The organism is Pseudomonas sp. 1L-E-NC-VB-C3, from assembly GCF_057291535.1.
Map to the genome: position 1 here is coordinate 244,945 of NZ_JBXAWD010000001.1, position 21,580 is coordinate 266,524.

Consider the following 21,580-nt stretch of genomic DNA (forward strand, 5'->3'; position numbering starts at 1 on the left):
TGAAAGGGAAGTTCATGAGTAAAAAACTACTGGATGAGACGAGCAAATTTCTTAGCTTCGTGTTGCGTCACGAGCCTCAGGCGATCGGACTGAATCTGAATTCGGAAGGCTGGGCAAATATCGAAGCACTGATCAGCGGCGCGGCGCGTGATGGCAGGCATTTAAGTCGTGAGCTGATTGAAAACGTCGTGACCAGCAGTGACAAGAAGCGTTTTACGATTTCCGCTGATGGCCACTGTATACGCGCTGTTCAAGGCCACTCGACGAAAAGCGTTGATCTGCAATTCGAGCAGAAACAGCCACCGCAAACGCTCTACCACGGAACAGCGACGCGTTTTCTCGACTCGATCCACAGACAAGGCTTGATTCCAGGACAACGCCATCAGGTGCATCTGTCCGACGAAATCGCCACCGCGTCGGCCGTGGGTCAACGCTACGGAACGCCAGTCGTTCTGAAGGTTGCCGCGAAGCAGATGGAAGAACAGGGCTTCAAGTTCTATCAGGCCGAAAATGGCGTCTGGTTGACAGAGCAGGTGCCCGCTCGATTTCTTGCCCCCCTGTAATCTCATCATACACAAAACAATTGTGGGAGCGAGCCTGCTCGCGAAGGCGTCTTGACATCCAACATCATCGTTGAACGTCAGACCGCTTTCGCGAGCAGGCTCGCTCCCACAGTTTTTTTTGCGTGATGCTTAAGCGATCTTCTCGAACTTCAGATCCCACACGCCATGGCCAAGTCGTTCGCCACGGCGTTCGAACTTGGTGATCGGGCGTTCGGCCGGGCGTGGGACGCATTTGCCGTCTTCGGCAAGGTTGCGGTACCCCGGGGCGACGTTCATCACTTCCAGCATGTACTCGGCGTACGGCTCCCAATCTGTGGCCATGTGCAGAATGCCGCCGACCTTCAATTTGCTGCGCACCAGTTCGGCGAACGAGGCCTGGACGATGCGGCGCTTGTGGTGGCGGCTCTTGTGCCACGGATCCGGGAAAAACAGCATCAGGCGATCGAGGCTGTTGTCGGCGATGCAGCGGTTGAGCACTTCGATCGCGTCGCAATCGTAGACCCGCAGGTTGGTCAGCCCTTGGGTCAACACGCCATTGAGCAGCGCGCCAACACCCGGACGGTGCACTTCAACACCGATGAAATCCTGCTCTGGAGCGGCCGCGGCCATTTCCAGCAGCGAATGGCCCATGCCAAAACCGATTTCCAGCGAGCGCGGCGCCGAACGGCCGAACACCTGGTCGTAATCGACCGGCGCATCGGCCAGCGGCAGCACATACAGCGGCGCGCCCTGATCCAGGCCGCGTTGCTGGCCTTCGGTCATGCGCCCGGCGCGCATCACGAAACTCTTGATGCGGCGGTGTTGGCGCTCGTCGCCTTCGTCCGGCTGGACAGGCGTGTCGTTCGATTCAGTCATCAATGGCTCTTACTTGATCAGACCATCCAGCGGCGAAGAGGCGCTGGCATAGAGTTTTTTCGGCATGCGGCCGGCGAGGTACGCCAGGCGACCGGCGACGATGGCGTGCTGCATGGCTTGCGCCATCATGACCGGTTGCTGGGCGTGGGCGATGGCCGAGTTCATCAGTACGGCGTCGCAACCCAGTTCCATGGCGATGGTCGCGTCGGAAGCGGTACCGACACCGGCATCCACCAGCACCGGGATCCTGGCTTCTTCAAGGATGATCTGCAGGTTGTACGGATTGCAGATACCCAGACCGGAGCCGATCAGACCGGCCAGCGGCATCACGGCGATGCAGCCGATTTCCGCCAACTGGCGAGCGATAATCGGGTCATCGCTGGTGTAGACCATCACGTCGAAGCCTTCCTTGACCAGGGTTTCGGCGGCCTTGAGGGTTTCGATCACGTTGGGGAACAGGGTTTTCTGGTCGGCCAGCACTTCCAGCTTCACCAGATTGTGGCCGTCGAGCAGTTCACGCGCCAGGCGGCAGGTGCGCACGGCTTCGATGGCGTCGTAGCAACCGGCGGTGTTCGGCAGGAAGGTGTAGCGATCCGGCGACAGCACTTCGAGCAGGTTCGGCTCGCCTTCGATCTGGCCCAGGTTGGTGCGGCGCACGGCGAAGGTGACGATTTCGGCACCCGAGGCTTCGATGGCCTGGCGGGTTTCTTCCATGTCACGGTACTTCCCGGTACCGACCAGCAAACGCGACTGGTAAGTACGACCGGCCAGCACAAAAGGCTTGTCGCTACGAACGATGCTCATGGGGAATCCTCTTTAAGGGTGAGGGTCTTGCAGAATTCTGTGCCCTTGCGGGCCGGGACAATCAGCCGCCGCCGATGGCGTGGACCACTTCGACGTTGTCGCCGTCGTTCAACGTGGTGTCGGCATGCTGGCTGCGCGGGACGATGTCCAGATTGAGCTCGACCGCCACCCGACGTCCGGCCAGATCCAGACGGGTGATCAGGCCCGCAACGGTTTCACCGTCGGGCAGTTCAAAGGACTCACCGTTCAACTGAATGCGCATGCACAACGCCGCCATCATTTTTAGGGGCTGGCATTCTAGCCCGATCATGACCTAAAGGTCAGTACCAAGCGTCAAGCGGTTAGCTGCAAGCGCCAAGCGGCTAGCCCCAGACATAACCAACCGATGAGAAACGCCAGGCCTCCGAACGGCGTGATGATACCGAGCTTGCTGATGCCGGAGGTGGTCAGCAGATACAGGCTGCCGGAGAACAACACAATGCCGACGGTGAAGGACACGCCGGCCCAAGCGACCAGCCGCCCTGGAATCTGCGTGGCCAGCAGCGCAACGCCGAACAGTGCGAGTGTGTGCACCAATTGGTAGGTGACGCCCGTGTGGAAAATCGTCAGGTATTCCGGCGTCAGACGGTTTTTCAGGCCGTGGGCGGCGAACGCGCCCAGCGCGACACCGGTGAATCCGAAAAAAGCGGCCAGCATCAAAAAGCCACGCAGCATGAGGAACTCCAGTCAGACGCCATCGGCAGGGTCTGTATAATGGCCCGCTCCACGGGTTCGGCCAAGCCATCTCTATGCTGCGTTCAATTTTCCGTCGTCTCACGAAGGCCCTGCTCTGGTTCGCCGGCGGCAGTGTCTTGCTGGTGCTGGTATTTCGCTTTGTGCCACCGCCGGGCACGGCGCTGATGGTCGAGCGCAAGGTCGAATCCTGGGTCGACGGCGAGCCGATCGACCTGCAGCGCACCTGGAAGCCGTGGGACGAGATCTCCGACGACCTGAAAGTGGCAGTAATTGCAGGCGAAGACCAGAAATTCCCCGAGCACTGGGGCTTCGATCTGCGCGCGATTCAGGCTGCTCTGGCCCACAACGAACTGGGCGGTTCGATTCGCGGTGCCAGCACCTTGAGCCAACAGGTGTCGAAAAACCTCTTTCTGTGGTCGGGCCGCAGTTATCTGCGCAAAGGCCTGGAAGCGTGGTTTACCGCGCTGATCGAGGTGTTCTGGCCCAAGCAGCGGATTCTCGAGGTGTACCTGAACAGCGTCGAGTGGGATGACGGCGTATTTGGCGCTGAAGCGGCGGCCCGCCACCACTTTGGTGTGAGCGCGAAGTCATTGTCGCGTCAGCAGGCGAGTTATCTGGCGGCGGTACTGCCCAACCCACGGGTGTGGAGCGCCAGTCATCCGACCGGTTATGTATCGCGCCGGGCCGGGTGGATTCGCCAGCAGATGAGTCAGTTGGGCGGGGACAGTTATTTGCTCGGGCTGAATGATTCGCGGCGGGCGCCTTGGGCTGAATAACACCGAAGATCAAATGTAGGAGTGAGCCTGCTCGCGAAAGCGGTGTGTCAGCTTGCATTGATGGTACTGATAAACCGCTTTCGCGAGCGGGCTCGCTCCCACAGGGATTTGTGTTGAAACAGAAATGAAAACGCCCCGATCATCGCTGATCGGGGCGTTTTTTATTGCTGATCTACCGGTTACGAGGCGATCGACAACTTGAGCTTGTTCATCGCGCTCTTTTCGAGCTGACGGATTCGCTCGGCCGACACGTTGTACTTCTGCGCCAGATCGTGCAGCGTGGCTTTCTCTTCCGCCAGCCAGCGCTGGTAGAGGATGTCACGGCTGCGCTCGTCCAGCACTTCCAGTGCTTCGTGCAGGTTGGTGTTGGAGTTGTCGCTCCAGTCGGCATCTTCCAGTTGACGCGCCGGGTCGTACCGGTGGTCTTCCAGGTAGTTGGCCGGAGACTGGAAAGCACTGTCGTCGTCGGCTTCGGCAGCCGGGTCGAAGGCCATGTCGTGACCGGTCAGACGACTTTCCATCTCGCGCACTTCACGTGGTTCGACGCCGAGGCTTTCCGCCACACGGTGGACTTCCTCGTTGTTCAGCCACGCCAGGCGCTTCTTCTGGCTGCGCAGGTTGAAGAACAGCTTGCGCTGGGCCTTGGTGGTCGCGACTTTCACAATGCGCCAGTTGCGCAGGATGAACTCGTGAATTTCCGCCTTGATCCAGTGCACGGCGAACGACACCAGACGCACGCCCATTTCCGGGTTGAAGCGCTTGACGGCCTTCATCAGGCCAACGTTACCTTCCTGGATCAGGTCAGCCTGAGCCAGACCGTAGCCGGAATAGCTACGGGCAATGTGTACGACAAAACGCAGGTGGGCGAGCACCATCTGCCGAGCCGCCCCCAAATCCTGCTCATAGTAGAGACTCTCGGCCAGTTCACGCTCCTGCTCCGGCGTCAGCAATGGAATGCTGTTGACGGTGTGCACGTAGGCTTCCAGGTTCGCACCCGGAACCAATGCATACGCAGGTTGCAAAGAATTGGTCATACGAAAAAACCTCCCACTCACATACTCGTGCCTCTCGGCACTGCGAAAAATTGACCGGGAACTCAGGTACAAGTTCCCATAAAAACCGCAAGGTCAATCACGCGCAAAAAAGATTCTACTTCGGCGCCAGCTCCCTGAGATGACGTGCGACTGCAATCCATGCACCGATATAACCCAACAGCACCGCGCCAAGCAAGAGCGACAGACCGTCGGCCACTGGCACACCGGCCAGGGCGAAATCACTGCCGTACAAGCCGGCCAGTCCGACCACCGCATCGTTCAGCCAGTTGAGGCCGAACGCCAATACGCCCCAGGACAACAGCCCTGCACCGAAGCCATACAACGCGCCCATATAAAGGAAAGGGCGGCGCACATAACTGTCAGTGCCGCCGACGAGTTTAATCACTTCTATCTCGGTGCGGCGGTTTTCAATATGAAGACGAATGGTATTGCCTATCACCAAAAGTAATGCAGACACCAACAACACCGTCAGACCGAAGACAAAGCGGTCGCCAAGCTTGAGGATGGCGGCCAGACGCTCGACCCAGACTAGATCAAGTTGCGCCTGTTGTACCTTCGGCAGCTCGGAAAGTTTTTGTCTTAATGCTTCGAGTGTCGGCTTGTCGACTTCGTTCGGTGTCACCAGCACCACACCCGGCAACGGGTTGTCAGGCAGCTCACGCAGGGCTTCGCCCAGGCCGGATTGCTGCTGGAACTCTTCCAGCGCCTGATCGCGGCCGACATATTCGGCATCAGCGACGCCCGGCATGCCTTTGATCTGCTCACGCAGCGCTTCGCCTTGTTCCGGGCTGGCGTCGAGTTGCAAGTACAGTGAAATCTGCGCCGCGCGCTGCCAGGAACCGCCGAGACGTTCGACATTATTGAGCAACAGCGACAGCCCCATCGGCAGACTCAACGCCACGGCCATCACCATGCAGGTGAAGAAGCTGCCGATCGGCTGTTTGCCGAGACGGCGCAGGCTGTCGAGCAGGCTGGCGCGATGGCTTTCGATCCAGGCGCGAAACAGCGTGGCGAAGTCCGGGCCGTCATCATCGTCGTGCTTTTTCTTTTTCTGCGGTTGCGGATCGGCGGCCTTCGGGGCCACGCGCTCGGAAACCTTAGGACTGCGTGTCGCACTCATACCCCGGCCTCCCCGTCGCCGATGAGGCGGCCGCGTTGCAGGGTCAGCATGCGATGACGCATGCGCGCGATCAGTGCCAGGTCGTGACTGGCGATCAGTACGCTGGTGCCCAAACGGTTGATGTCTTCGAACACGCCCATGATTTCGGCGGCCAGACGCGGGTCGAGGTTACCGGTCGGTTCGTCCGCCAGCAGCAAGGCCGGGCGATGGACGATGGCGCGGGCAATGCCGACGCGCTGTTGCTGACCGGTGGACAGATCGCCCGGGTACAGATCGGATTTGTCCGACAGCGCCACGCGTTCCAGCGCCGAATCGACGCGCTTGGCGATCTCGACCTTCGACAGGCCGAGAATCTGCAGCGGCAAGGCGACGTTGTTGAACACCGTGCGATCGAACAGCAACTGGTGATTCTGGAACACCACGCCGATCTGTCGGCGAAGGAACGGAATCTGCGCGTTGCTGATGGTGCTCAGGTCTTGCCCGGCAAGCAGCAGCTTGCCGCTGGTCGGCCGTTCCATTGCAAGTAGAAGGCGCAACAGCGTGGATTTACCGGCACCGGAGTGACCGGTGACAAACAAGAATTCGCCACGACGGACTCGAAAGCTCAGCTCATGCAAGCCGACGTGACCGTTCGGGTAGCGTTTACCGACCTGTTCGAAACGAATCATGAACGCTCCCGCTCGGCAAACAGTGCCTGGACAAAGGGTTCGGCTTCAAAGGTACGCAAATCGTCGATGCCCTCACCGACGCCGATGTAGCGGATCGGCAGGCCGAACTGCTTGGCCAGGGCGAAAATCACCCCGCCCTTGGCGGTGCCATCGAGCTTGGTCAGCGCCAGGCCGGTCAGTTCAACGGTCTGGTTGAACTGCTTGGCCTGGTTGATCGCGTTCTGGCCAGTACCGGCGTCGAGCACCAGCAGCACTTCATGCGGCGCGTCGGCGTCGAGCTTGCCGATCACCCGGCGAACCTTTTTCAGTTCTTCCATCAGGTTGTCTTTGGTGTGCAGACGACCGGCGGTGTCAGCGATCAGCACGTCGATGCCACGGGCCTTGGCCGCTTGCACGGCGTCGAAGATCACCGAAGCGGAATCGGCGCCGGTGTGCTGGGCGATCACCGGAATCTTGTTGCGCTCGCCCCAGACCTGCAATTGCTCTACCGCCGCAGCACGGAAGGTGTCACCAGCGGCGAGCATGACTTTCTTGCCTTCCAGTTGCAGCTTCTTCGCCAGTTTGCCGATGGTGGTGGTTTTGCCGGCGCCGTTGACGCCGACCACCAGAATCACGAAAGGCTTGTTCTGCGAGGCGATTTTCAGCGGTTGCTCGACGGGCTTGAGCATTGCGGCCAATTCGGCCTGCAAGGATTTGTACAGGGCGTCGGCGTCTGCCAGTTCCTTGCGTGCAACCTTCTGGGTCAGGCGCTGGATGATCTGCGTGGTGGCTTCAACGCCGACGTCGGCGGTGAGCAGACGGGTTTCGAGGTCGTCGAGCAGGTCATCGTCGATGGTCTTGCGCCCGAGGAACAGGCTGGCCATGCCCTCGCCGATGCTGGCGCTGGTCTTCGACAGGCCTTGCTTGAGGCGGGCGAAGAAACCGGCTTTGGTTTCTTCGGTGCGCGGGGTTTCGACTGGCGCTTCTACAGGGACTTCGACCGGAGCGACAACCGGCGCAGCGGCAATCGGTGCAGGCTCCGACGGCGGGACAACCGGGGCGGCGGGTTCAGAAATGACCGGCGCAGGCTCGACAACCGGTTCAGACACAGGCTGCGCAGGCACCTCGGCAACCGGCGCAGGAATCACTGGCGTCACATGTGGCGCCGCTTCTTCAACCAGCGCGACCGGCTCTTCTGCCACCGGCAAGGTCAGCCACGGCTCGGCGGCGAGCGTCAGCGGCAGTTCGGGAGCGGCGGGCGCTTCCGGCTCGGCTTCAGCCTCCGGTTGCAGCACCGGCTCGGCGATCGGCAGCACAATCGGCGCCGGCTCTTCTTCTATTACAGGTGCAGGCGCAGGGGCCGGCTCAGGAATCGCGGGCGGCTGTTCGACGACGGGTTCCTGCGGTTTCTTCCGCAGCCATCCGAACAGGCTTTTCTTCTCGCCAGCCGCAGCTGGGCTCTTCTTGTCGTCGTTGGAACCAAACATGGAGGACGGCTATCTCACGGTAGCGACGCGCCAACAGGGCGCCCCGGCAAATAAATATTCGATGCAGAACAGACTGTGTTTCACCCAGCTTGTTCACGCGCAACATTTTGTCGAGGCACCGAAAGCACCTCAAGGATCGTTTTTACGATGATCTAAACCGGCAAAAATCGGCGAAAACGCAGGGTCTGGTTGCCAAACCGCTGCCTTGTGCCGCAAACCCATTCAGCCTTATCAGGTTGCAGAACCTCATAGACGTGGCCGCCAGTAAAACGGATCAGTATCCTAGCACCCTCTCGCCCGCCGACGCTAAGACCAAGCGGGCAGCCCAACAGGTTGAAAAACGAATGAATGCTCTAGCCCGCCGCGCTGCTGGCCTGCTGCTCAGCGCAGTCTGCCTGCCCCTTTCGGCCTTGGCGGCCGACCCGCAACCGACCCATGAATTCACCCTCGACAACGGCCTCAAGGTCGTCGTGCGCGAAGACCATCGTGCGCCGGTGGTCGTTTCGCAGATCTGGTACAAGGTCGGCTCCAGCTACGAGACTCCGGGCCAGACCGGTCTGTCCCACGCGCTCGAGCACATGATGTTCAAGGGCAGCGAAAAAGTCGGCCCCGGCGAAGCTTCGCTGATCCTGCGCGACCTCGGCGCCGAAGAGAACGCGTTCACCAGCGACGACTTCACTGCTTATTACCAGGTGCTGGCCCGTGACCGCCTCGGCGTGGCGTTTGAGCTGGAAGCAGACCGCATGGCCAATCTGCGCCTGCCGGCCGACGAATTCGCCAAGGAAATCGAAGTCATCAAGGAAGAGCGCCGCCTGCGCACCGATGACAAGCCGATGTCCAAGGCTTACGAGCGCTACAAGGCCATGGCCTACCCGGCCAGCGGTTACCACACGCCGACCATCGGCTGGATGGCTGACCTCGACCGTATGAAAGTCGAGGAACTGCGTCACTGGTACCAATCCTGGTACGCGCCGAACAACGCCACGCTGGTGGTGGTCGGTGACGTCACTCCGGACGAAGTGAAAACCCTCGCCCAGCGCTATTTCGGCCCGGTCGCCAAACGCGACGTGCCACCGGCGAAAAAACCGCTGGAACTGGCCGAGCCCGGCGAACGCCAGATCACCCTGCGCGTGCAGACCCAACTGCCGAGCCTGATGCTTGGCTTCAACGTGCCGAGCATTGCTACCGCTGAAGACAAACGCTCGGTCAACGCCCTGCGCCTGATCTCCGCGCTGCTCGACGGCGGCTACAGCGGGCGCATCCCGACGCAGCTGGAGCGTGGCGAAGAGCTGGTCTCCGGCGGCTCGTCGGACTATGACGCCTACACCCGTGGCGACAGCCTGTTCACCCTGTCGGCCACGCCAAATACGCAGAAGAAAAAGACCATCGCCCAGGCCGAAGCCGGCTTGTGGAAACTGCTTGAGCAACTGAAAACCACCGCGCCGTCTGCCGAAGAGCTGGAACGCGTCCGCGCTCAAGTCATCGCCGGCCTGGTCTACGAGCGTGACTCGATCACCAGCCAGGCCACCGCGATCGGTCAACTGGAAACGGTCGGCCTGTCGTGGAAGCTGATGGACACCGAACTGGCCGATCTGGAGAGCGTGACCCCGCAAGACATCCAGAACGCCGCGAAAAAGTATTTCACCCGCGAACGTCTCAGCGTCGCCCACGTCCTGCCTTTGGAGACGACTCATGAGTGAGCGCAAAACCCCACGCCTGATGCTGCTTGGCCTGATTGCTGTCGCGGTGATCGGCTCGGCTGCCATGTATCTGTCGCCAGGCGCTGACAGCCATGCCAGCGAAGCGCTGGATAACGCCAAAACCAGCCAGAAACTGCAATCGCTGGCCGAACTCGACGGCAAGGCCCCGGCCAGCCGCAAGCTCGATGTGCAGACCTGGAACACCGCTGAAGGCGCCAAAGTGCTGTTCGTCGAAGCACATGAGCTGCCGATGTTCGACATGCGCCTGATCTTCGCCGCTGGCAGCAGCCAGGACGGCAACGCGCCCGGCCTCGCGGTGCTGACCAACGCCATGCTCAACGAAGGCATCGCCGGCAAAGACGTCGGCGCTATCGCCCAGGGTTTTGAAGGCCTTGGGGCCGACTTCGGCAACGGTGCGTTCAAGGACATGGCGCTGGCCTCGTTGCGCAGCCTCAGCGCACCCGAGCAGCGTGAACCGGCGTTGAAGCTGTTCGCCGATGTGGTCGGCAAACCGACCTTCCCCGCCGGTTCCTTCGCGCGCATCAAGAACCAGCTGCTCGCCGGTTTCGAATACCAGAAACAGAACCCCGGCAAACTCGCCAGCCTGGAGCTGATGAAGCGTCTGTATGGCGATCACCCGTACGCGCATTCCAGCGATGGCAATGCCCAAAGCGTGCCGAAGATCACCGTCGCGCAATTGCGCGAGTTCCATGCCAAGGCCTACGCCGCCGGCAATGCGGTGATTGCGCTGGTTGGTGATTTGTCGCGAGCCGAAGCCGAGGCGATCGCCAATCAGGTCTCCTCGGCCCTGCCGAAAGGCCCGGCACTGGCGAAAATCGCCGCACCGCAGGAACCGCAAGCCAGCGTTAACCACATCGAGTTTCCGTCGAAACAGACCAACCTGATGCTCGCGCAACTGGGCATCGATCGCGACGATCCGGATTACGCCGCGCTGTCGCTGGGGAACCAGATCCTCGGCGGCGGTGGTTTCGGTACGCGCCTGATGAGCGAAGTGCGCGAGAAGCGCGGCCTGACTTACGGCGTGTATTCGGCGTTCAGCCCGATGCAGGCCCGTGGGCCGTTCATGATTAACCTGCAGACCCGCGCCGAGATGAGCGAAGGCACTCTGAAACTGGTGCAGGACGTGCTCGCCGACTACCTGAAAACCGGGCCGACACAGAAAGAACTCGACGATGCCAAGCGCGAACTGGCCGGCAGCTTCCCGCTGTCCACCGCGAGCAACGCCGACATCGTTGGCCAGCTCGGCGCGATGGGCTTCTATAATCTGCCACTGAGCTATCTCGACGATTTCATGCGGCAGTCGCAGAGCCTGACCGTAGAGCAGGTCCGCGATGCGCTGAACAAACACCTGAGCACGGAGAAAATGGTCATCGTCACCGCTGGCCCGACCGTGCCGCAAAAGCCGTTACCGGCCCCATCTGATAAACCTGCCGAGCAACCGCTCGGGGTTCCGGAGCATTAATGGCCACTCGAGCACCGAAAAAACCTGTGCAAAACGTGCACAACGGCGTGAACCAGCTGCGCATCATTGGCGGCCAGTGGCGCAGCCGCAAGCTGAGCTTCCCCGACGCACCGGGCCTGCGCCCGACCCCGGATCGCGTGCGTGAAACCCTGTTCAACTGGCTCGCGCCCTATGTCGAAGGGGCGAAAGTGCTCGACCCGTTCGCCGGCAGCGGCGCGCTGTTTCTCGAAGCGCTGTCCCGAGGCGCGGCCACGGCCCAGGCGCTGGACGCCAGCAACGTTGCAGTTTCCAGCCTGAAAGAGCACCTCGGCACCCTGCGTTGCAGCAACGGCCAAGTGCAAACCGCCGACGCGCTGCGCTACCTGGAAACCCAGGCCGCGACGCCGTTCGATCTGGTGTTCCTCGACCCGCCGTTCAACCAGAACCTGTTACCAGCGGTTTGTACTTTGCTGGAAGAGCGCCAATGGCTGGCGGCCGATTCGTGGATCTACACGGAAAGCGAAACAGCGCCATCGACGCTGGGCCTGCCGGGCAACTGGCGCCTGCACCGCGAACAGAAATCCGGTCGTGTGTATTACGCGCTGTGGCAGCGCAGCGCTTGAACCATCCGTACTGCGCTTTAGCGTGCGGTAGATAGTTACCGCACCCAGTGCCTCGCAGTCCGCCACAGTGGTTGCCGCAATCTGCGTTAACCACTGAGGATTTCGCGTATGGATACGCTCTGCAGCCGGATGCTGCTTTTTCTTGGCCTCGCGCCGTTCATGACGCTGGCCGCCACGCCCCCGCCGACTCATCAATTCACCCTGGAAAACGGTTTGCAGGTACTGGTGCGCGAGGATCACCGTGCGCCGCTGGTCACTTCGCATTTGTGGTTCAAGGTCGGCTCGGCAGACGAGGCGCCGGGGCAAGCCGGGCTATCGCACGTTCTTGAACACATGCTCTACAAAGGCAGCCGCAAGACCTGCGCCGGTGAGGCTTCGCGTCTTTTGGAGTCCCTGGGTGCCGAAGAAAATGCCTTCACCGCCGAGGACGTCACCGGCTACTACCAGACCTTGTCGCCGCGCTATCTGGGCGTGGTTTTCGAGCTGATGGCCGACCTGATGACGACTGCCGATTTGCACGTCGACGACCTGGAAACCGAACTGGCAGTCATCCGCGAAGAGCGCCAGCTGCGCATTGACGACGATGTCGACGCCGCTGTGCTGGAACACTTCACCAGCCAGGCGCATGTCGCCAACAGCTATCGCACGCCAGTCATCGGCTGGATGCACGACCTGCAGCACGTGGACGCCAAGGAACTTCGTCATTGGTATCAAAGCCGTTATGCGCCGGGCAACGCCGTACTGGTGATCGTCGGCGATGTCACGCTCGCACACGTGCAGCCGCTGGCCGAGCGCTATTTTGGCGCGCTCGCAAATCGTCCCGTGCCGCGCCTGTTACGGCCCGTGGAGCTGAAAGTGCCGGGCGAGCGCAAACTGACCTTGCAGCGCAATGTCCCAGCAGAGCGGTTGCTGATGGCTTTCAATCTGCCCGGACTGGCCACGGCCAAAGACCTGCACACCGTGCACGCCCTGCGCCTGATCAACGCGATACTCGGCGGCGCACATGGCGCGCGCCTGCAAAAGAAACTGATTTTCACCGACCGCGTGCTCAATCGTGTCGACACTCACTACGACGAACGCACGCGCGGCGACAGCCTGCTGCTGTTGACTGCCGAGCTGGCCGATCCGCCGCTGACCGATATTGAAGGTGCGCAAGCGCGGGTGTGGGAGCAGATCGAAACGTTGCGCACCACACCACCGTCGGCAGAAGAGCTCGAGCGGGCACGCACGCAACTGATCGCGCAGCAGGTGTATGCCCGCGATTCGATTCAGGAACAGGCGCGTCAGCTGGCCAGGCTCCAGGCCATCGGCTTGCCTTGGCGAATACTCGATGAAGATGCAGCTGCATTGGCGAAAGTGACGCCGCAACAGATCCGCGAAGTGGCCGCCACGTGGCTGACACCCGAGCGTCTCAGCGTTGCCCACGTGCGCAAGGTGGACGTCCGATGAGCAGGTCCTCAAGGCGCACGGGGTTGGTCCTGATGTGGCTGTCGGCTGCGGCGGCTTGCGCTGATGGTCAGCCTGAACAAGCGCGGACATCGCGCCTGCAATCGCTCAGCGAAGTCCAGGCGCTGGAAATCAAGCCGCGCGCATTGCAGATCAGGGGCTGGAAAACCCTGACCGGCACCAAGGTGCTGTTCGTGCGCACGAGCGATCTGCCGATGTTCGATATTCACGTCAGCTTCGCCGCAGGCAGCGCCCGCGACGGTAGCCTGCCGGGCCTGGCTGCCACGACCTTTTCCATGCTCAATGAAGGTATCCCCGGCAAGGATTTGTCCGCCATCGTCGAAACCTTCGACGGGCTCGGCGCGCAATGGGAAATGGACATCGATCACGACCGCGCCGTGTTCTCCCTGCGCAGCCTCAGCGATCCGGCCAAGCGCCTACCGGCGATGGATCTGTTGACGCGAATATTCAGCGAGCCATCGCTCAGCGCCCAGCGCCTGCCGCCAGTGAAAGACGAACTGCGCGCCGCGCTCATCGCAGAGCAAGGCGATGCCGCGGGTCTGGCCTCGCAGAGCATCAAGGCACTGCTTGCGCCGGACAGCCCCTACAGCCTTCCGGTCTATGGCACGCAATGGGGCCTCAATGCCGTGACCCGGGCCGCCGTGGAGGATTTCCATCGCCGCTATTACGCTGCCCGACATGCGCAAATTACCCTGGTCGGCGACCTCACTCTGGACCAGGCACAAGCGATCAGCCTGCAGATCAGCAATGCCCTGCCCAAGCCTCCTGACGCGCTGGTGTCTTCAGCAATGGCAACACCCGGAAACGTCCAGTCCAGTCACCTGGAACTGAATCAACTGCAGACCCACATTGCCTTTGCCCAAATCAGCGTGCCGCGACGACATGCCGATCACACCGCCTTGTACGCCGCCAGTCAGATTCTCGCCGGAGGCAGCAACAGTCGGTTGATGAATGAACTGCGGCACAAACGCGGACAGGTTTATGACGTGTATGGCGCCAGCGTCAATTGGGCTGGTGGCGCCGGGTTGCTGACCGTCACCTTGCAGACCGGTAGCTCCATGAGCGACAGCACCGTCGCTTTGGTGCGCTCGATGCTCAATGATTTTCTTCGGGAAGCGCCGACCGCCCCGGAACTCGAGCACCTCAAGCGCAGGCTGGCCAACAGAAATGTGCTCACCAGCGCCAGCAACCGGCACATTCTGGCCAGACTCGTGGAGATCAACCGCTACGACTTGCCGCTCGATCTGGATTACACAATGCAACAAGTGCAGAGGCTGACGGTGGACGACATCAAACTCGCCATGAACCGTCACTTGTCTGTTGATCGCTGGGTGTCGGTTACGGTCGGCCCCAGTGTCGAGCAACAGCCACTGCCTGGACCGGAGGTTGCGCCGATCGGTCAGGCTGAAGAGGACATGTGTCGCGCCGACCCGGGCTTTGTGGCAAGTTAGGCGCTTTCGTTGAGAAGCGACAGCCCGCCCTGTGCGCCGGTCGCTTTACGCAAGACTTGTCGAGATTTGCCGTGCAATCACCGTCCCCGCTTCCCGCCTCGCGTTTCGTTCCGGCCTTCGGTCTCGGCAATCCGCATCTGCAAACCCTGTGGGGTCCGCTGTGGCGCAAGACCGTGCACATCGAGCGCGAACGCGAACGCCTGTGGCTCGAGGACGGCGACTTCCTCGACCTCGACTGGCACGGCCCGCACAGCGCCGAGGCGCCGTTGGTACTGGTGCTGCACGGTTTGACCGGTTCTTCCAATTCGCCCTATGTGGCGGGCATTCAAAAGGCCTTGGCCGAGCAGGGCTGGGCCAGCGTCGCGCTGAACTGGCGCGGTTGTTCCGGCGAGCCGAATCTGTTGCCGCGCAGCTACCACTCCGGCGCCAGCGAAGACCTTGCCGAAGCCATCCAGCACCTGCGCGCGAAACGACCGTTGGCGCCGTTGTACGCGGTCGGCTATTCACTGGGCGGCAACGTGCTGCTCAAACATCTTGGCGAAACCGGCAGCAACAGCGGCGTGCTCGGCGCGGTGGCGGTGTCGGTACCGTTCCGCCTCGATCAATGTGCCGATCGTATCGGCCAGGGATTTTCGCGGGTTTATCAGGCGCATTTCATGCGCGAAATGGTCGCCTACATCAAGAACAAGCAGCGCCAGTTCCAGCATGACGGGCGCGAAGACGGCCTGGCGAAACTGGCCGCGCTCGGCTCGCTGGAAAACATGCGTACGTTCTGGGATTTCGACGGCCGGATCACCGCGCCGCTGCATGGTTTCACCGATGCCGAGGATTACTACCGCCGCGCCTCGAGCCGCTATTACCTCGGCGAAATCCGCACGCCGACGTTGATCATTCAGGCAGCGGATGATCCGTTCGTATTTCCCCACAGCCTGCCGCAAGCCGATGAGTTGTCAGCCTGCACCCGGTTCGAATTGCAGGCGCGTGGCGGTCATGTCGGCTTCGTCGACGGCTCGTTTCGCCGGCCCGGGTATTACCTGGAGCGGCGCATACCACAATGGCTGGCCGCACTCGGTCAATGAACGCCGCATATCCCTTGCAGGAGTGAGCCTGCTCGCGATGGAGGTGTGTCAGTCTGGAAATTCAATGCCTGACAGGACGCCTTCGCGAGCAGGCTCGCTCCCACAGGGATTTGTGTCGGCATCAAAATGCATGGCACAACCTGGTTCAATGTGGGAGCGAGCCTGCTCGCGAAAGCGGTGAGTCAGTTGGCATTTAACTCACAGACCCACCGCCATCGCGAGCAGGCTCACTCCTACAGGAGATCGCTGTGTTTATTCGCCCGTGGCAATCCCGCGCGACGGTTCGTTGATCCACTCGCTCCACGATCCGGCATACAGCGCCCCCAGCGGATACCCAGCCAGGCACAGTGCGAACAGGTTGTGACACGCCGTCACTCCCGAGCCGCAGTAGGCGACCAGTTCCGACGGTGAGCGATTACCCAGCTTCGCGGCAAAGCGCTGCTTGAGCTGCTCCGCCGGCAAAAAACGTCCATCACTGCCGAGGTTGTCGGTGAACGCCGCGCACTGCGCGCCGGGAATGTGCCCGGCGACCGGATCGATCGGTTCCACTTCGCCCTTGAAGCGCGGCAAGGCGCGGGCGTCGAGCAGGGTCAGGGTTGGCTGGCCGAGGCGCTGCTGCAATTGTTCGGCGCTAAGCAACAGGCTCATGTCCGGCTGACCACTGAAGTTACCCGACGTCACGCTCGGCGGATCCAGGCTCAGCGGCAGGCCGGCCGCGTGCCAGGCCTTGAGCCCGCCATCGAGAATGAACACGCCGTCGCGCTTGCCCAGCCATGCCAGCAACCACCACGCCCGCGCCGCATACGCACCCGGGCCGTCGTCGTACAAAACCACATCGCTGTCGTCGCTGATACCCCAGGCTTGCAGGCGCTCGATCAGCGCCGCCGGCTCGGGCAACGGATGACGCCCGGTCACGCCCTTCTCGACTTTACCGCTCAGATCCCGCTCCAGATCGGCGAAACTCGCTCCGGCAATGTGCCCTTCGGCGTAGCTGCGCTGGCCGTAATCCGGATCCTCGAGGGCGAAACGACAATCGAGAATCACCAGCCCCGGCTGCTCTTTGCGAGCGTCCAAAGCTTGTGGGCTGATCAACTGCGCAATCGACATAACGGGCTCCTGTGGAATTCGGCTGAACGGTTTATTTCACGTCTTCAAGGGCCTGCGCCAGCGGCACATAGAACTCGTCGAACAATGCGTTGACCTCATCCCGCGCCTGATCGGTGACAAACCCTGCCTCAAGCACCAGCACCTGATACACGCCACGCTTCACGGCCTGTTCGCTGAGGTGGTTGGAGTTTTCCCGGGTGGTGCACAGAAAACGCACCCACGACGTCAGGATGATCCACGCATTGAGGGTCAGCGATTCGATCTGCACACGGTCCATTTTCAGGATGCCGGCGGCGACGAAGCCTTCGTAGATCGCTGCGCCCTGGATCACGCAGCGCTGGGAAAAACGCCGATAGCGCGCGGCCAGTTCCGCATCGCTGTCGAGCAGATGCTCAAGGTCACGATGCAGGAAACGGTAGCGCCACATGGCCGAGAGCAGTTCCTTGAGATAGAAACGCTTGTCCTCGACGGTCGCCGGGCGACCCTGAGGCGGACGCAAAAAGCTGTCCACCAGGGCTTCGTACTCACTGAACAACACGGCGATGATCGCCTGCTTGTTGGGGAAGTGGTAGTACAGGTTGCCCGGAGAAATCTCCATGTGCGCGGCGATGTGGTTGGTGCTGACGCTGCGCTCGCCCTGCTGATTGAACAGCTCCAGGCTGTTCTGAACGATGCGCTCGCTGGTTTTTATTCGTGGGGCCATGGCTTGAGCTTTAATTCAGAGTGCGTAGACGGCGCATCTTACGACCTAACCGGAAATGGATAAAACCTTGCCGTGCACGGAAGTCGTTTGACTTTCTAGAGCATAGACTCTAAAAAGTGCTCACTACAATAAAATCCGGAGCCCGCGATGACTGCCGACATTGCCTACCTGCAAACGCTGCAACAGCCTCTTGAAACCCTCGATCGGCAGTTCCAGGCACAACGGGCCGCGTACGCCGCCAACCCGATGCCACCGGCCGCGCAACGTCAGCAATGGCTCAAGGCTTTGCGCGATTTGCTCAGCGCTGAGCGGCAGGCATTGATCGAGGCGATCAGCGCCGATTTCAGTCACCGCAGCGCCGACGAAACCCTGCTCGCCGAACTGATGCCGAGCCTGCACGGCATTCACTACGCCAGCCGTCATCTGAAGAACTGGATGAAGCCATCGCGGCGCAAGGTCGGCATGGCCTTCCAGCCTGCTTCGGCAAAGGTTGTTTACCAGCCGCTGGGCGTGGTCGGTGTGATCGTGCCGTGGAACTACCCGCTGTATCTGGCCGTAGGGCCGATGGTCGGCGCCCTGGCGGCGGGCAATCGGGTGATGCTCAAGCTCAGCGAATCGACCCCGGCCACCGGCCTGTTGCTCAAAGAGCTGCTCGCGCGGATCTTTCCCGAAGACCTGGTTTGTGTAGTGCTGGGCGAAGCGGATGTCGGCGTAGCGTTCTCGCGGTTGCCGTTCGATCACCTGCTGTTCACCGGTTCCACCAGCGTCGGCAAACACGTCATGCGCGCTGCAGCGGAAAACCTCACGCCGGTCACCCTGGAACTGGGCGGCAAGTCGCCGGCCATCGTCTCCACAGACGTACCGCTCAAGGACGCCGCCGAACGCATCGCCTTCGGCAAAACCCTCAACGCCGGGCAGACCTGCGTCGCGCCCGACTATGTGCTGGTGCCGGAAGACCGCGTCGGCGCCTTCGTCGAGGCCTACCGTCAGGCTGTGAAAGGCTTCTACCCGACCCTGGCCGACAACGCCGACTACACCGCGATCATCAACGAACGCCAGATGGCCCGACTGAACGGTTACGTCAGCGACGCGACCAGCAAGGGCGCGCTGCTGATCCCGTTGTTCGAACAAGGCCAGGGCCGACGCATGCCGCACAGCGTGCTGCTCAATGTCAGCGATGAGATGACGGTGATGCAGGACGAAATCTTCGGCCCATTGCTGCCAATCGTGCCTTATCGCGATCTGGAGCAGGCATTCGCTTACATCAATCAGCGGCCTCGTCCTCTGGCTCTTTACTACTTTGGCTACGACAAACGCGAACAGCATCGCGTGCTGCACGAGACCCATTCCGGCGGCGTATGCCTGAACGACACCTTGTTGCATGTCGCTCAGGACGATATGCCCTTCGGTGGCATCGGCCCCTCGGGCATGGGCCATTACCACGGCCACGAAGGTTTCCTGACCTTCAGCAAGGCCAAGGGCGTGCTGATCAAACAGCGCTTCAACGCGGCCCGGCTTATCTACCCGCCCTACGGCACATCGATTCAGAAACTGATTCAGAAGCTGTTCATTCGCTAAACGTTCGTCGACGCCGGGTAATAAAAACAATGCACCCAAGCCTGACCGAAACACCTGCCCTGTCGCGCCGTGGCCTGCTGAAATTCAGCCTCGGCGCCAGCGCGTTTCTCGCCACCGCCGGCCTTGGCGCCAGCCTCACTGGCTGCTCGTCGAGCGTCAGCGCCAACGGTTTCGTCAGTTTGCGCGACGGCGATCTGCTGTTCCTGCGCGCGCTGATCCCGGTGATGCTCGACGGCGCCGTCGCCGCCGGGGAAATGCCCGCAGCGCTAGACGGCACGCTGAAGTCGCTGGACTACAGCCTCGATCACCTGTCGCTGGAAATGCTCAAGCTCACTCGGCAACTGTTCGATGTGCTCGGCATGGCCGTGACCCGTGGCCCGCTCACCGGTATCTGGGGCAGTTGGGAAAACGCCAGCCCTGAAGCGATGCGGCATTTCCTTGAACGCTGGGAGAACAGTTCACTGAGCTTGCTGCGCATGGGCCATAGCTCGTTGCAGCAGATGGTGATGATGGCCTGGTACACCCGCGCCGAGTCCTGGGCTCACTGCGGTTATCCCGGTCCGCCGAAGGTCTGAAACCAGGGCGCGGCCTTCGCGAGCAGGCTCGCTCCCACATTTGAAATGCATCCCCCTATGGGAGCGAGCCTGCTCGCGAAGGGGCCTGCTGCATCACCTCAGCATCCAGAATAATAAAGAGAACCTGACCGATGCCCGTACCCGATCCCTTCCGCGAAGGCCTCGCCCGAGGCTGGAAAACCTACAACGGCACGCAACTGAGCGACGACCTCATCCTCGAAGCCGACGTGGCGATCATCGGCAGTGGCGCCGGCGGCGGCACCACGGCGGAGATCCTCAGCGCGGCCGGCTACAAAGTCCTGCTGATCGAAGAAGGCCCGCTGAAGACCAGTTCGGATTTCAAGCTGCTCGAAGACGAGGCTTACAGCAGCCTCTACCAGGAAGGCATCGGGCGCATGAGCAAGGACGGCGCGATCACTATCCTGCAGGGCCGCGCGGTCGGCGGCACGACGCTGATCAACTGGACCTCGAGCTTCCGCACACCCGAGCCGACCCTCGAACACTGGGCCAGCGAGCACAACGTCAAAGGCCATAGTCCGGCAGAGATGGCGCCGTGGTTCGAAAAAATGGAGCAGCGCCTCGGCGTCGCGCCGTGGATGGTGCCGCCCAATGCCAACAACGATGTGATCCGCAAAGGCTGCGAGCAACTCGGCTACAGCTGGCACGTGATCCCGCGCAACGTGCGCGGCTGCTGGAATCTGGGCTATTGCGGCATGGGCTGCCCGAGCAATGCCAAGCAATCGATGATGGTCACGACCATCCCGGCGACGCTGGAAAAGGGCGGCGAGCTGCTGTATCTGGCGCGGGTGGAGAAGCTGCTGATCAGCGGCGACAAGGTTACCGGGCTGCATTGCGTGGCGATGGACGAACGCTGCGTCGAGCCGACCGGGCGCAGCATCACCGTCAAGGCGCGGCATTACGTGCTGGCCGGCGGCGGCATCAACAGCCCGGCGCTGTTGCTGCGCTCCGACGCACCGGATCCGCATGAGCGCGTGGGCAAGCGTACTTTTCTGCATCCGGTGAACATGTCCGCCGCGCGTTTCGCCGAGGTGGTCAATCCGTTTTACGGCGCGCCGCAGTCGATCTATTCCGACCATTTTCAGTGGAAGGACGGCACCACCGGGCCGATGGCTTTCAAACTCGAAGTGCCGCCGCTGCACCCGGCGCTGGCGGCCACGCTGCTGGGTGGTTTCGGCCGGGAGAACGCCCGGCACATGGCCGACCTGCCGCACACCCACGCAATGCTGGCGCTGCTGCGCGATGGCTTCCACCCGGACAGCAGCGGTGGCTCGGTGGAGCTGCGCGGCGACGGCTCGCCGGTGCTCGACTATCAGGTTTCGCAGTACGCCTGGGACGGTTTGCGCCGGGCCTTTCACGTCATGGCCGAAATCCAGTTCGCCGGCGGCGCGCAATCGGTCATGCCGATGCACGCCGACGGTCGCTATGTGAAGACACTGGCTGAGGCGCGCTCGCTGATCGACGGGTTGAGCCTGGAGCTGTACCGCACGCGACTGGGCAGTGCCCACGTGATGGGTGGTTGTGCGATGGGTGAAGATCCGAAAAGCGCGGTCGCTGACAGCCTCGGCCGCCATCATCAACTGAGCAATCTGTCGATTCACGACGGCTCGCTGTTCCCCACCAGCATCGGCGCCAACCCGCAGCTGTCGGTGTATGGCCTGACCGCGCAACTGGCGACAGCCTTGGCTGATCGGCTGAAAAATCCATGAAAAAGCAGAATATTCCTATCGTCTATAGTGCTTTCTTACCCAACAGGCGACTTGGCCGACCGGGAA

Annotated in this window: 21 protein-coding genes; 11 read left to right on the forward strand and 10 right to left on the reverse strand. The window is 61.5% G+C overall.

The window, feature by feature from the left end; genetic code table 11:
- The first annotated feature begins 14 nt into the window (after window positions 1-14).
- Window positions 15-563, forward strand: a complete 549-nt coding sequence (locus AC0Z5Z_RS01075; protein ID WP_150636923.1) for an RNA 2'-phosphotransferase — start codon at window positions 15-17, stop codon at window positions 561-563.
- Window positions 564-692: 129 nt separating this feature from the next.
- On the opposite strand, the gene trmB is transcribed toward AC0Z5Z_RS01075, so the two are convergent.
- The 4 genes from trmB to AC0Z5Z_RS01095 all read right to left on the reverse strand — a co-directional run bounded on the left by trmB (window position 693) and on the right by AC0Z5Z_RS01095 (window position 2,936).
- Window positions 693-1,418 carry a tRNA (guanosine(46)-N7)-methyltransferase TrmB gene (gene trmB, locus AC0Z5Z_RS01080; protein ID WP_024014663.1) on the reverse strand — a complete coding sequence of 242 codons (726 nt, stop codon included), beginning with the start codon at window positions 1,416-1,418 and terminating at the stop codon, window positions 693-695.
- Window positions 1,419-1,427: 9 nt separating this feature from the next.
- On the reverse strand, window positions 1,428-2,222 hold the full coding sequence (locus tag AC0Z5Z_RS01085; protein ID WP_041476820.1) for a thiazole synthase: 795 nt from the start codon (window positions 2,220-2,222) through the stop codon (window positions 1,428-1,430).
- 61 nt (window positions 2,223-2,283) lie between these two features.
- The gene (gene thiS / locus AC0Z5Z_RS01090) at window positions 2,284-2,484 is read right to left on the reverse strand and encodes a sulfur carrier protein ThiS (RefSeq protein ID WP_038861193.1); all 201 of its coding nucleotides are present in this window, start codon (window positions 2,482-2,484) and stop codon (window positions 2,284-2,286) included.
- Window positions 2,485-2,555: 71 nt separating this feature from the next.
- Complete coding sequence (locus tag AC0Z5Z_RS01095; RefSeq protein WP_485610598.1) at window positions 2,556-2,936, reverse strand: DUF423 domain-containing protein; 381 nt, start codon at window positions 2,934-2,936, stop codon at window positions 2,556-2,558.
- A gap of 74 nt (window positions 2,937-3,010) precedes the next feature.
- Between AC0Z5Z_RS01095 and mtgA the strand changes: the two genes are divergently transcribed.
- On the forward strand, window positions 3,011-3,733 hold the full coding sequence (gene mtgA, locus AC0Z5Z_RS01100) for a monofunctional biosynthetic peptidoglycan transglycosylase (RefSeq protein ID WP_016772718.1): 723 nt from the start codon (window positions 3,011-3,013) through the stop codon (window positions 3,731-3,733).
- 179 nt (window positions 3,734-3,912) lie between these two features.
- Here the strand turns inward: mtgA and rpoH are convergent, their stop codons facing one another.
- The 4 genes from rpoH to ftsY all read right to left on the reverse strand — a co-directional run bounded on the left by rpoH (window position 3,913) and on the right by ftsY (window position 8,042).
- On the reverse strand, window positions 3,913-4,767 hold the full coding sequence (rpoH, locus tag AC0Z5Z_RS01105; protein ID WP_485610599.1) for an RNA polymerase sigma factor RpoH: 855 nt from the start codon (window positions 4,765-4,767) through the stop codon (window positions 3,913-3,915).
- A 115-nt stretch (window positions 4,768-4,882) separates the two neighbouring features.
- Window positions 4,883-5,908 (reverse strand): permease-like cell division protein FtsX, encoded by a 1,026-nt coding sequence (gene ftsX, locus AC0Z5Z_RS01110; RefSeq protein ID WP_016772716.1) that lies wholly within the window; start codon window positions 5,906-5,908, stop codon window positions 4,883-4,885.
- Window positions 5,905-6,576, reverse strand: coding sequence for a cell division ATP-binding protein FtsE (gene ftsE, locus AC0Z5Z_RS01115; RefSeq protein WP_016772715.1), 672 nt, complete (start codon window positions 6,574-6,576; stop codon window positions 5,905-5,907). Before ftsE ends, ftsX begins: the two co-directional genes overlap by 4 nt.
- Window positions 6,573-8,042, reverse strand: coding sequence for a signal recognition particle-docking protein FtsY (ftsY, locus tag AC0Z5Z_RS01120; protein ID WP_485610600.1), 1,470 nt, complete (start codon window positions 8,040-8,042; stop codon window positions 6,573-6,575). Before ftsY ends, ftsE begins: the two co-directional genes overlap by 4 nt.
- Window positions 8,043-8,386: 344 nt before the next feature.
- On the opposite strand from ftsY, the gene AC0Z5Z_RS01125 reads away from it, so the two are divergent.
- The 6 genes from AC0Z5Z_RS01125 (at window position 8,387) to AC0Z5Z_RS01150 (ending at window position 15,824) form a co-directional block, all read left to right on the forward strand.
- Entirely contained in the window at window positions 8,387-9,742 is a 1,356-nt protein-coding gene (locus AC0Z5Z_RS01125) for a M16 family metallopeptidase (RefSeq protein WP_041476824.1), read from the forward strand.
- Entirely contained in the window at window positions 9,735-11,225 is a 1,491-nt protein-coding gene (locus AC0Z5Z_RS01130) for a M16 family metallopeptidase (protein WP_485610601.1), read from the forward strand. Before AC0Z5Z_RS01125 ends, AC0Z5Z_RS01130 begins: the two co-directional genes overlap by 8 nt.
- Entirely contained in the window at window positions 11,225-11,827 is a 603-nt protein-coding gene (gene rsmD / locus AC0Z5Z_RS01135; RefSeq protein WP_041476826.1) for a 16S rRNA (guanine(966)-N(2))-methyltransferase RsmD, read from the forward strand. Before AC0Z5Z_RS01130 ends, rsmD begins: the two co-directional genes overlap by 1 nt.
- Before the next feature lie 108 nt (window positions 11,828-11,935).
- A complete protein-coding gene (locus AC0Z5Z_RS01140; RefSeq protein WP_485610602.1) occupies window positions 11,936-13,276 on the forward strand; it encodes a M16 family metallopeptidase in 1,341 nt (446 codons plus the stop codon).
- Window positions 13,273-14,745 (forward strand): M16 family metallopeptidase, encoded by a 1,473-nt coding sequence (locus AC0Z5Z_RS01145; protein ID WP_485610603.1) that lies wholly within the window; start codon window positions 13,273-13,275, stop codon window positions 14,743-14,745. Before AC0Z5Z_RS01140 ends, AC0Z5Z_RS01145 begins: the two co-directional genes overlap by 4 nt.
- 71 nt (window positions 14,746-14,816) lie before the next feature.
- Entirely contained in the window at window positions 14,817-15,824 is a 1,008-nt protein-coding gene (locus AC0Z5Z_RS01150) for a hydrolase (protein WP_485610604.1), read from the forward strand.
- A 252-nt stretch (window positions 15,825-16,076) separates the two neighbouring features.
- On the opposite strand, the gene AC0Z5Z_RS01155 is transcribed toward AC0Z5Z_RS01150, so the two are convergent.
- Together AC0Z5Z_RS01155 and AC0Z5Z_RS01160 are read right to left on the reverse strand one after the other, a co-directional pair.
- Window positions 16,077-16,931 carry a sulfurtransferase gene (locus AC0Z5Z_RS01155; protein ID WP_485610605.1) on the reverse strand — a complete coding sequence of 285 codons (855 nt, stop codon included), beginning with the start codon at window positions 16,929-16,931 and terminating at the stop codon, window positions 16,077-16,079.
- Window positions 16,932-16,962: 31 nt separating this feature from the next.
- Window positions 16,963-17,634, reverse strand: coding sequence for a TetR/AcrR family transcriptional regulator (locus AC0Z5Z_RS01160; protein WP_016772708.1), 672 nt, complete (start codon window positions 17,632-17,634; stop codon window positions 16,963-16,965).
- Between the two features lie 147 nt (window positions 17,635-17,781).
- On the opposite strand from AC0Z5Z_RS01160, the gene AC0Z5Z_RS01165 reads away from it, so the two are divergent.
- The 3 genes from AC0Z5Z_RS01165 to AC0Z5Z_RS01175 all read left to right on the forward strand — a co-directional run bounded on the left by AC0Z5Z_RS01165 (window position 17,782) and on the right by AC0Z5Z_RS01175 (window position 21,514).
- Complete coding sequence (locus AC0Z5Z_RS01165; RefSeq protein ID WP_460059620.1) at window positions 17,782-19,212, forward strand: coniferyl aldehyde dehydrogenase; 1,431 nt, start codon at window positions 17,782-17,784, stop codon at window positions 19,210-19,212.
- Between the two features lie 29 nt (window positions 19,213-19,241).
- Entirely contained in the window at window positions 19,242-19,787 is a 546-nt protein-coding gene (locus tag AC0Z5Z_RS01170) for a twin-arginine translocation pathway signal protein (protein WP_095181324.1), read from the forward strand.
- 131 nt (window positions 19,788-19,918) lie between these two features.
- A complete protein-coding gene (locus AC0Z5Z_RS01175) occupies window positions 19,919-21,514 on the forward strand; it encodes a GMC family oxidoreductase (protein ID WP_485610606.1) in 1,596 nt (531 codons plus the stop codon).
- Window positions 21,515-21,580 lie beyond the last annotated feature (66 nt).